Genomic DNA, 11,124 nt, shown 5'->3' with positions numbered 1-11,124 from the left:
GCCGCCCGCAGCTCCGGCGGCGACGGCAGCCGGCGAGGCGGACGAGGCCGGTCCCGCCGCCGCGCAGCCGTCCGGCGAGGACCGCGCCGCCCTGCTGGCGCAACTCAAGACCCTGCAGGAACACCTGCGGGGCCTGCAGGGCGAGACGCCCTTGATCATGCCCACGGTGGACGAGCAGTCGGTCGCCAGCGTGGTCGCGGACTGGACCGGCATCCCGGTCGGGCGCATGGTCAAGAACGAGATCGAGGCCGTGCTGCACCTGGCCGACACCCTGGAGCAGCGCATCATCGGCCAGCGCCATGCGCTCGAGATGATCGCCCGCCGCATCCAGACCTCGCGTGCGCGCCTGGACAACCCGAACAAGCCGATCGGCGTGTTCATGCTCGCCGGCAGCTCGGGCGTGGGCAAGACCGAGACCGCGCTCGCGCTCGCCGAGGCGCTCTACGGTGGCGAGCAGAACGTGATCACCATCAACATGAGCGAATACCAGGAGGCACACACGGTCTCCACGCTCAAGGGCGCGCCACCGGGCTATGTAGGCTACGGCGAGGGCGGCGTGCTGACCGAGGCGGTGCGCCGGCGGCCGTACTCGGTGGTGCTGCTCGACGAGATGGAGAAGGCGCACCCGGACGTGCACGAGCTCTTCTTCCAGGTCTTCGACAAGGGCTGGATGGAGGACGGCGAGGGCCGCGTGATCAGCTTCAAGAACACGCTGATCCTGATCACCACCAACGTCGGCACGGACCTCATCATGGGCCTGTGCAAGGACCCCGAGCTGCTGCCCGACCCCGATGGCATCGCGCGCGCGCTGCGCGAGCCGCTGCTCAAGGTCTTCCCGCCCGCGCTGCTGGGCCGGCTTGTGGTGATCCCGTACTACCCGCTGACCGACGCCATCATCGGCCTGATCGCGCGCCTGCAGTTGAAGCGCATCGGCCGCCGCATCCACGACAACCACAAGATCGAGTTCAGCTTCGACGAGGAGGTGGTGAAGCTGATCGTCGGCCGCTGCACCGAGGTCGAGAGCGGCGCGCGCATGATCGACGCGCTGCTGACCAACACCCTGCTGCCGCGCATCAGCCAGGAGTTCCTCACCCGCATGGTGGAGGGCAGGGCGATCGACCGGGTGGAGGTCGGCGTGGCGGAGGGCGACTTCCGCCTGTCCTTCGACGCCGCTCCCGCGTCCGGGGAGGCGGGATGAGCCCCGCACCGTCCGCGCCCGCGGCGACGGCGGACGCGGCGCCGATGAGCGTCGAGGAGGCGCTCGGCCACGCCCTGCGCCTGCACCGCGCCGGACACCTGGAGCCTGCCGAGAAGATCTATCGCGCGATCCTCGGCCTGTGCCCGGACGAGGCCGAGGCCTTGCACCTGCTCGGCATGCTCCGCCACGCGCGCGGCGACAGCGCCGAGGCCATCGTGCTGATCCGACGCGCGCTCGCGCGGGTGCCCGATGCGCCCGGCGCCTGGAACAACCTCGGCAACGTGCTGCTCGAGTCCGGCAGCGTCGAGGAGGCGATCGCCGCCTACCGTCGCTGCCTGGAGTTCGTGCCCGACTTTGCCGAGGCGCATAACAACCTCGGCACGATCCACCGCAGCCGCAGCGAGTGGAGCCTCGCCGAGGACGCCTACCAGCGCGCGCTGCAGCTCGCGCAAGCGCGCGCCGAGGCAGGCGAGCCTGCGGAGCTGCTCGCCGACGTGCACAACAACCTCGCCGGCTTGATGCTCGCGCGCGGTCGGCTGCGCGCGGCGGTCGACCATGCCTGCCGGGCGATCACGGTATCCCCCGGCCAGGTCGGGGCGCGCAAGCTGCTCGGGCTGGCGTACTACACCCTGGGTGAGTTCGACAAGGCCGCCGAGGTGTACCGCAGCTGGCTCGCCGACGAGCCGGACAACCCGATCGCGCGCCATCACCTCGCCGCCTGCACCGGCGAGGCGGTCCCCGCGCGCGCCGCGGACGACTACGTCGAGCGCACCTTCGACGCCTTCGCTTCCAGCTTCGACGAGAAGCTGCAGCGCCTGCACTACCGTGCACCGATGCAGGTGGCGCAGGCGCTGGAGGATGCCTGCGGGGCGCCCGCGGCGAGGCTCGACATCCTCGATGCGGGCTGCGGCACCGGCCTGTGCGGTCCGCTCGTGCGCGCCCACGCGCGACGGCTCGAGGGCGTGGACCTGTCGGCGCAGATGCTGCAGCGCGCCGAGTGCCGCCGTGTCTACGACCAGCTCAACAAGGCCGAGCTCGGCGCCTTCCTCGCCGCGCGGCCGGCAGCCTGGGACGTGGTGCTGTCGGCCGACACGCTGTGCTACTTCGGCGAACTGGGCCCGGTGCTCGCGGCGGCACACGGCGCGCTGCGGCGCGGCGGACGCCTCTTCTTCACCGTCGAGGCGGTGCGCGACGAGGACGCCGGGCCGCCTTTCGTCCTCCAGCCCAATGGGCGCTACGCCCACACCCGCGATCACGTGGTAGAGGCGCTCGTGGCGGCGGGCTTCGAGGCGGCTTTGCCGAGCGCGCAGGTGTTGCGCACCGAGGGCGGGGAGCCGGTCGCGGGCTGGCTGGTCGCGGCTTGCAAGCCCTGATCGGTCGGTCCGGCGTGGCCCGCGCGCGCTGAATCGCGTGCTGGCGTTTTGGCGGGCGATTGCCTAGAAAGAATGCATGAGAGCCCAGAGGGGAACCGTATGCCGCGGGTCATGGAGATCACCACGCCGCTCGGTGACGGAGTGCTGCTCTTTCACGCGATCTCCACGCGCGAGGAACTCGGTCGGCTCTTCGAATACCACATCGATGTGCTGAGCGAGCGCAACGACATCGACCCGAACAAGCTGCTCGGGCACAACGTGACGGTCAGGGTCGAGCTGCCCGAAGGTGGCGAGCGCCACTTCGATGCCTACGTGACCGCCTTCTCGCTCGTGGGGGTGCTCGGGCGCTACCTGCGCTATCGTATCGTCGGGCGACCCTGGCTGTGGTTCCTCACCCGCTGCGCGGACTGCCGCATCTTCCAGAACCGGAAGGTGCCCGAGATCCTCGAGGAGATCTTCGGCAAGTACTCGATCGCCGCCTACGAGCTCGATCGCCTCACCGGCACCTACGAGCCGTGGGAATACTGCGTGCAGTACCGCGAGACCGACTTCAACTTCGTCAGCCGGCTGATGGAGCAGGAGGGGATCTACTACTTCTTCACCCACAAGGACGGCAAGCACACCGCGGTGCTGTGCGACTCGCCGAGCGCGCACGAGCCTTACCCGGGCTACGCGCAGCTCCCCTTCGTCAGCGGCGAGCGCGCGTTGCGCGTCGAGCGGGAGCGGATCACCGAGTGGGGCTTCTCCTGGGAGGTGCAGCCGGGGGCGTATGCGATCGACGACTTCGACTTCAAGAAGCCGAGCGTCGAGTTGCTGCAGCAGACCCGGCACAAGCGCGACTACGCCGAGGGGGAGCACGAGATCTACGACTACCCCGGCGAATACGACAGCAAGGGCGAGGGCGAGTCCTATGTGCGCATCCGCCTGGAGGAACTGCAGTCGCAGGTGCAGATCATGCAGGGTGCCGGCAATGCGCGTGGAATCGCGTCGGGCTGCGTGTTCGAGCTCGAGGAGCAGCCACGCGAGGACCAGAACCGCAAGTATTTGATCACCGCGAGCCGGCTCGATTTCGTCCTCGCCGCGCACGAGGCCGGCGGTGGAGAAGGGGCGAGCTTTCGCAGCAGCTTCGACTGCATCGCCAGCGACCTGCCTTTCCGCACCCCGCGCACCACGCGCAAGCCGCTGGTGCAAGGCCTGCAGACGGCGATCGTGGTCGGCCCCGCCGGCGACGAGATCTACACCGACGAGTACGGCCGGGTGAAGGTCCATTTCCACTGGGACCGCCACGGCAAGGACGACGAGAACGCTTCGTGCTGGATCCGCGTGTCGCATCCGTGGGCGGGCAAGAACTTCGGCATGATGGCGATGCCGCGCATCGGCCAGGAGGTGGTGGTCGAGTTCCTCGAGGGCGACCCAGACCGACCGCTCATCACCGGCCGCGTCTACAACGCCGAGCAGATGCCGCCCTGGGAGCTGCCCGCCAACAAGACCCAGACCGGCGTGCTGACGCGCTCCTCGCTCGGCGGCAGCGGCGCCAACGCCAACGCGATCCGCTTCGAGGACAAGAAGGGCAGCGAGCAGCTCTGGATCCACGCCGAGAAGAACCAGGACATCGAGGTCGAGAACGACGAGACGCACTGGGTCGGGCACGACCGCACGAAGACCATCGACAACGACGAGACCACCCACGTCAAGCACGACCGCACCGAGACGGTCGACAACAACGAGACCATCACCATCCACGGCCAGCGCACCGAGACGGTGGACAAGGACGAGACGATCACCATCCACCAGAACCGCAGCGAGCGGGTCGACATCGACGAGAAGATCTCGATCGGTGCCAACCGCAGCGAGGATGTGGGTGTAAACGAAAGCATCACGATCGGCAGCGACCGCAGCGTCACGGTGGGCGCCAACGAGACCAAGACCGTCGCGGTCCAGCGCACGCACACGGTGGGCGCGAACGAGACCATCGCCATCGGTGCGGCGCAGGAAGTGGCGATCGGCGCCTTCCAGTCGGTGAATGTGGGGGCGAACCAGGACGTGAATGTCGGGGCGGATCGTTCGATCTCCTCCGGTGCGAACCTCTCGACCTCCGTCGGTGCCGACGAATCGCGCGACGTGGGCGGCGGCCGGGGCACGAACGTCGGCAAGAATGACTCGCTGAAGGTGGGCAAGAACCTCGTCATCGACGCGGGCGACTCGGTCACGATCAAGACCGGCAGCGCCAGCATCAGCATGAAGAAGGACGGCACGATCACGATCAAGGGCAAGGACATCACCATCGAGGGCTCCGGAAAGATCAACGTGAAGGCGGGGGCCAACGTGGTGATGAAGGGCTCGAAGATCCTGCAGAACTGATGGAGAAGACCATGAGTGGAAGGGATCCGATCGAGGGTTCGAGCTTGCCGAAGGCGGCGTTTCGCGATGGTGCCGAACTGTTGCAGCCGCTGCTCGAGGGCACGTCGGCGGTCACCAGCGCCCCACAGCGGGTCGATGGCGTCCTGGTCGGCGAGCTTGTCGCCATTGCCGACGAAGGCCGCACGCCCCTCGTGCTCTACCCCGGGCAACCCGGCACGGCCGCGATCGGCGCCCGCAGCACCGTCGATCTGCATGGCGCGCATATCGGCAAGCGCATGGTGCTGATGTTCGAAGGCGGCGATCCGCTGCGGCCCATCGTCATGGGCGTGCTTCGCCAGGGCGAAGGCTGGCCGCTGGAAGAACGTCCCGGACAGGTCGAGCTCGACGTCGATGGCGAGCGCATGACCGTCAGCGCCAGGGAGCAACTCGTACTGCGCTGCGGCAAGGCCAGCGTGACGCTCACCAAGGCCGGCAAGGTGCTCATTCAAGGGACGTATGTATCGAGCCGCTCCTCGGGTGTGAATCGGGTCAAGGGCGGCAGCATCCAGCTCAACTGAACCGTGCCGACGAGCGATCCACGCCATGGAACTCATCAACGCCACCCGCATGCTCGCCGGCTACACGATGGGCATCGAGCCCAGCGGGCGCGAACTGCTGGTCGTGGTGATCAAGGGCACCTTCCACCTGCCCAGGAACGGCGAAGAGGTCCGACTGCACGAGGAACAGCTGCCTCTGGTGATGGCGGACACCTTCACCGGGGAGCCGGGGTTTTCCGCGCCGATGTACGAGGTCGACTTCGCGCCGCGCAAGCCGTGCTGCGACGTCCTGCTGCTGGGTAGCGCCTGGGCGCCGGACGGACGCCCGCTGACGCGGGTCCCTGTAGGGCTGCGCGTCGGCAACATGAGTAAGCGTTTCGCGGTGGTCGGCGACCGGCACTGGGATGTCGGCCTGGGCCGGATCAGCGCCAGTCCGCCGGAGCCTTTCGTCATCAAGCCGATCTCGTATGACGTGGCCTTTGGCGGCGTCGACAACGAACATGAGGATTTCGCCAAGCACGGCGCCTGCATGCGCAACCCGGTCGGACGTGGCTACCGCCTTCAACTCAAGAGCGAATGGGTGGATGGCAAGCCCTTGCCGAACACGGAAGAGCTGAACCGCCCGGTCGACCGGCCCGACGGCGACTTCGCGCCGATGGCCTTCGGCCCCATCGGCCGCAACTGGGAGCCGCGCTACCGCTACGCCGGCACCTACGACCAGGACTGGCTCGACAAGGTCTTCCCCTTCCTGCCGGCGGATTTCGACGAGCGCTATTACCTGTCCGCGCCGCCGGACCAGCAACTGGCGACACCGATCGGCGCGCCGGAGGTGACGCTGATCAATCTCACCGCCGACGGCAGGCGCAGCTTCAAACTTCCGGACTTCGAAGCCCCGGTCCATGTGTTTCCGAAGAAGGGCGAGCGCGAGGACTACAAGGCGATGCTCGACACGATCGTCTTCGAGCCCGACCAGGAACGCCTGACGATGACTTGGCGTGTCGCCCGGCCGCTCAAGAAGAACATGTTCGAGATCGCGCAGGTGCTGGTCGGCAAGAAGGGCAAGGAGTGGTGGCAGAAGCGGGAGGAGATCACTGCTCCGATCCTGCTCGCGGTGGTGTCGGACGACGTAGAGCCCGCGGAGAGGTGAAGACATGCCCGCCCCTCCGATCGCGATAAAGCGAACAGGCTTGGTCACCAGCGTTGGCCTGTCGACCCCCGCCGCCTGCGCCGCGATTCGCGCCAAGGTCAGCAACCCTACGGAAACCCGCTTCATCGATGCCGGCGGCGAACGGATCATGGCGCACCAAGTGGCGCTGGAGGCGCCTTGGCGCGGCCGCACCAAGCTGTGCAAGATGGCGGCAATGGTGATCGCCGACTGCTTGAAGGACATCCCGCGCGAGGAATGGGAAAGGGTGCCCCTGCTGCTCGCCGTGGCCGAAAAGGAACGGCCCGGGCGATTGGATGGGCTCGACGATCGGCTGTTTCTGGAAATTCAGGAGGAGCTCAGGACCCGGTTCGCTTCCGAATCCTGCATCGTCGCGCATGGGCGCGTGAGCGTCGTCATCGCCTTGGCCCTGGCGCGCAAACTGATCGCCGATGGCAATCATTCACTAGTGTTGATCGCTGCCACCGACAGTCTCCTTGCATGGCCGACGCTCAGCGTCTACGAGCGCGAGGATCGCCTGCTCACGCCGCGCAACTCAAATGGGTTTATGCCCGGGGAGGGCGCCGGGGCGCTGCTCGTCGGTCGGCCCACAGGCGACGGTGAACTGCATTGCAACGGCATCGGCTTTGCGATCGAGAATGCATCGATCGATTCGGATGAGCCGCTGCGCGCGGACGGACTGAGCGCGGCGATCAAGTGCGCGCTCGCCGACGCGGGGTGTGAGCTGCATGACCTCGATTACCGAATTACCGACATTTCCGGTGAGCAGTACTACTTCAAGGAGGCAGCCCTTGCGTTGTCGCGCGTGCTCCGCAAGCGCAAAGAGGAATTTGACCTCTGGCATCCGGCGGAGTCGATTGGCGAAACGGGTGCCACGGCAGGAGTCGCGGCGCTTGCAGTTGCGGGAGACGCGGCACGCAAGTTCTACGCGCCGGGGACGGGAATCCTGGCCCACTTTTCGAACGATGCGGGTCGGCGGGCTGCGGCCGTGTTCAACTTCAGGGGCCCATGATGGCGAACCAAGTGTACGCCAACAATATGGAGGTCTCTTGTAAGGCTGCGGCTGGCAAGTCCATCTGTGCTTTCCCCGATGTCTGCTTCACGCCACCTCAGACGCCCGCCACACCACCGGGTGTTCCGATTCCCTATCCCAACACAGGTATGTCGTCGGACACGACGGACGGATCGAGCACGGTGAAGATTTCTGGTCAGGAGGTGATGCTCAAGAACAAGAGCTACTTCAAGAAGAGCATGGGCGATGAGGCGGGTAGCGCACCAAAGAAGGGGCTCATCAATAGCCAGACCCGCGGCAAGGTTTATTTCAAGATGTGGTCGATGGACGTCAAGATCGAGGGTGAGAACGTCGTCCGACATCTGGACATCACGACCCACAATCATGCTTCCGAGATCGGCAACGAAAGCTGTCCTTGGCCGCAAGTGGAACGCATGGCGCCTCCGGCGAACGCGAATACCAAACCCTGCCCGGCGAAAGAGGATGCCTGCAAGAAGAAAACCGAGGCGCTAAAGAAGAACAAAAAGGCGAAGGGCAAGCTCCGCGGGACTAAGGAGTACAAAGATGCAAAAAAACGTGTCAACAACCTGAATCCGTGTTCGCTTAGCCGGAAATCCAGCCTAACGCATTGATGTAATTGTATAATTACGCATCCGAGCCTTTCACCCAACCGACCATGCCGCGCTTCGAAGTCAAGCAATCCGCCAAGCTCAATCTGACGTCCTACTCGGGCCTGGCGTTGATCGGGCAGTGCTGCCAGGCGGCACAGGTCGAGGCGGTGATCGACCCGAGGCTGCCGGTGTCGCAGGGTATGCGGAGCTCGGACCTGGTCAAGTCGGTGGTGGGGCTGCTGAGCCTGGGCAAAAGCGACTTCGAGGCGATCGAGCCGTTTCGCGGCGACCGCTTCTTCAAGGAAGCGCTCGGGCTCGCCAAGGTGCCCGGCAGCGTGTGGATGCGCCAACGGCTCGATGCCCGCGCGGCCGAGCTGCGCGAGCTGACCGACGAGCTGAGCCTGCGCCTGCTCGAGCGCACCGAGGCGCCGATCACGGCGCACAAGGGCTACGTCTGCGCCGATCTGGACACCTTCGTGATGGACAACTCCGACACCAAGAAGGAGGCGGTCAGCCGCACTTACCAGGGCGTCGATGGCTACACGCCGATCGCGCTGTACCTGGGCAACGAGGGCTGGAACCTCGGCCTGGAGCTGCGCGCGGGGTCGCACCACTCGGCGCTGGAGACCGAGTATTTCTTCGAGCGCGCGTTCCCGCGCCTGCGCCGGGTGTGTGCGGCCGATGCGAAGCTGCTGTGGCGGGCCGACAGCGGCTTCGACAGCGCCCGGCTGCTGTTCGCGCTGGCCGACGAGCGCGATCGCTGGGCAGCGCTGGGGCGTTCGTTCGACTACCTCACCAAGTGGAATCCGCGCCGTCAGGACAAGACCGCCTGGGTGGACCGGGCCGAGGCCGCCGGCGTCTTCGAGGAAGTGCGCGCGGGCAAGCGGGTGGGGCTGCTGGACCTGAAGATCGACCGTGCCTGGAAGAAGGCCAAGCGCACGCTGCGTCTGGTGGTGCGGGTGACCGAGCGCACGATCGACAAGAAGGGCCAGCACCTGCTGACCCCCGAGATCGAGATCGAAGGCTGGTGGACCAGCCTCGAAGTGGCGATGGCCGACGTGATCGAGCTCTACAAGCACCACGGCACGCACGAGCAGTTCCACTCCGAGATCAAGACCGACCTGGACCTCGAGCGCCTGCCCTCGGGCAAGTTCGACACCAACGACGCGGTCATGCATCTGGCCGCGTTCGCCTACAACTGCCTGCGCCTGATCGGCCAACTCGGGCTGACCGGCGAGCTCTCGCCGATCCGTCACCCGGCCAAGCGCCGACGCATCAAGACAGTGCTGCAGGAGGTGATGTACCGTGCGGCGAAGTTCGTCGAACACGCCCGCCGCCTGGTGCTGGACTTCGGACGCGGCGTCGCCGCGCATGTGAAGGTGTTCACCACGGTGCAGGCGCGACTGTGCGCGGTGGCTTCGCCGTGATGCAAATCCGACGGCCGAATTCTCCGAATCGAGGCCATTTCGCTGCGGCGAAAGGGCGACGGCCGCGTGGGAGCAGGAAAATGACGTAGCGCACCCCCCGTAAGCCCGGCTCGCCGGGCCTCCGGGCCGTGAAAGGACGGTGCTCGGGGCTGCGGTGAGCTGAGATTGGGAGTCAGGCAGCAGAAAAATCATGCGCTGGGGCTCGCGGAGCGGGTACGCGCTGAAGACAACACGGATTCAGGAACAACCAAAAGAAACCAATCACCTGTCCGACCTGCGGTGGAAAAGTGAAGAAGGTTTCGCCTGACCACATCGTTCCCGTAGCGATCATCGCGCAGATGCCGGGCTTTGCGTGTCTCTCCAAAGAGGACCAGAGCAAAGTCGTGAATCATCCGAGCAACTTCATCGGCATCTGCGGTTCCTGCAACTCTTCCAAGAGTGACACGATGTGGTTCCGATGGAAGGGGCATCAGAAAAAGGGGCTGACTTGGTCACCCGAGCTGGCGGGCAAGGGGAAGAGGGTATCCGGCAATCTCCTCTTCAACCTGAAAAACATGATCAAGTCCAAGGAGTGTGCCTAAGTGGCTAATCTACGCGCTATCAATCCGAAGCTGCTAGAGGAAGAATTAAGTCCATTCATCGAGTTGGAAGAGGGAATCCGGTGGCTGCCTTTACCCGCAGACGCCGCCGAGCTCGAGACATGGCGACTTCCAGAAGCCTGGCTGCCTGCGCTGAGCGGAGAAAGCTGCGCCTCCGAGAAAGTCGCCGCACTGTGGGTCGGACTCAAATCCCTGCTCCCTCGCACGCTCGCCGTCTTTGCCGAAAAACTCTACGGGCTGGCATTGTTGAGGACCCAGGAGCGCGGCTTGTCGTTAGTTTATGTTTTCAACGACGACGGTGATCTAAGCGCTCAACGTGGCTTTGCTCCGCCGCCCGCGCTGCCGAAGGTCGCGGGCCGCTTCCCGGTCGACCTGGCTCCGTTCTACCGTGTGCATGACGGTCTCGTGAATTTCATGAGTGAAGACGGCGGTCCGTTGCCCATTGCCGAATGGAAAACTCTCGTCGACCCGGTTTCAAAGCAAGAGAGCCTCGTCAAAATCGCGATCAACGGACCGGATGCGTTTGGGTTCGACATCTCCGAGGACCCCGTAGAAGCCTATGCAGTTTGGCCCGAGGAAGAGGAAGTGGATCTCGTCGAAGATCCTTGGGCTTTTCTGGACGAATTGATCGCCGCACCCTTCGAGGACGAATAAGGTGTCGTGTAACCAGCCCAGGGCCTCCGCACTCGGAATGCATTTCCCCTGATCGCATAGCCACCTGGAAATAGTCGTTCACATTCAACATCTTATGCACTCATCTTGTGGACCCTTCGAAAATCACGTCTACTCTCGTCTTTTGGGCGAAGAGCGTGAGTGCGACGCAGAGGGGTTCCCTGATGAGC

10 protein-coding genes are annotated in these 11,124 nt (G+C 65.3%); all 10 read left to right on the top strand.

Translation table 11 applies throughout. The features are described 5' to 3' along the window. Window positions 1-1,198, top strand: a 1,198-nt coding sequence (locus C667_RS15090; protein WP_004367908.1) for an AAA family ATPase, incomplete at its 5' end; no start/stop codon positions are given. After that, window positions 1,195-2,571 (top strand): tetratricopeptide repeat protein, encoded by a 1,377-nt coding sequence (locus tag C667_RS15085; RefSeq protein WP_039921730.1) that lies wholly within the window; start codon window positions 1,195-1,197, stop codon window positions 2,569-2,571. The genes C667_RS15090 and C667_RS15085, both read left to right, overlap by 4 nt. 99 nt (window positions 2,572-2,670) lie before the next feature. After that, entirely contained in the window at window positions 2,671-4,932 is a 2,262-nt protein-coding gene (locus C667_RS15080; RefSeq protein ID WP_004367906.1) for a type VI secretion system Vgr family protein, read from the top strand. Then, window positions 4,932-5,489, top strand: a complete 558-nt coding sequence (locus C667_RS15075) for a DUF6484 domain-containing protein (RefSeq protein ID WP_004367905.1) — start codon at window positions 4,932-4,934, stop codon at window positions 5,487-5,489. Before C667_RS15080 ends, C667_RS15075 begins: the two co-directional genes overlap by 1 nt. 25 nt (window positions 5,490-5,514) lie before the next feature. After that, window positions 5,515-6,615 (top strand): DUF2169 family type VI secretion system accessory protein, encoded by a 1,101-nt coding sequence (locus C667_RS15070; RefSeq protein ID WP_004367904.1) that lies wholly within the window; start codon window positions 5,515-5,517, stop codon window positions 6,613-6,615. A gap of 4 nt (window positions 6,616-6,619) precedes the next feature. Continuing rightward, on the top strand, window positions 6,620-7,645 hold the full coding sequence (locus C667_RS15065) for a 3-oxoacyl-ACP synthase (protein WP_004367902.1): 1,026 nt from the start codon (window positions 6,620-6,622) through the stop codon (window positions 7,643-7,645). A gap of 11 nt (window positions 7,646-7,656) precedes the next feature. Next, a complete protein-coding gene (locus tag C667_RS15060; protein WP_211207719.1) occupies window positions 7,657-8,277 on the top strand; it encodes a DUF4150 domain-containing protein in 621 nt (206 codons plus the stop codon). A gap of 44 nt (window positions 8,278-8,321) precedes the next feature. Next, window positions 8,322-9,683 (top strand): IS1380 family transposase, encoded by a 1,362-nt coding sequence (locus C667_RS15055; protein ID WP_004357889.1) that lies wholly within the window; start codon window positions 8,322-8,324, stop codon window positions 9,681-9,683. Between the two features lie 287 nt (window positions 9,684-9,970). Next, on the top strand, window positions 9,971-10,264 hold the full coding sequence (locus tag C667_RS15050) for a transposase (RefSeq protein ID WP_004367900.1): 294 nt from the start codon (window positions 9,971-9,973) through the stop codon (window positions 10,262-10,264). Further along, window positions 10,265-10,936: a hypothetical protein gene (locus tag C667_RS15045; RefSeq protein ID WP_004367899.1), complete on the top strand. Its 672-nt coding sequence runs from the start codon at window positions 10,265-10,267 to the stop codon at window positions 10,934-10,936. Window positions 10,937-11,124: the final 188 nt, after the last annotated feature.

The sequence above is a fragment of the Thauera phenylacetica B4P genome (assembly GCF_000310225.1).
In the GTDB taxonomy this organism is placed as follows: Bacteria; Pseudomonadota; Gammaproteobacteria; order Burkholderiales; family Rhodocyclaceae; genus Thauera; species Thauera phenylacetica.
This window is presented reverse-complemented; position numbering and strand designations above follow the sequence as displayed.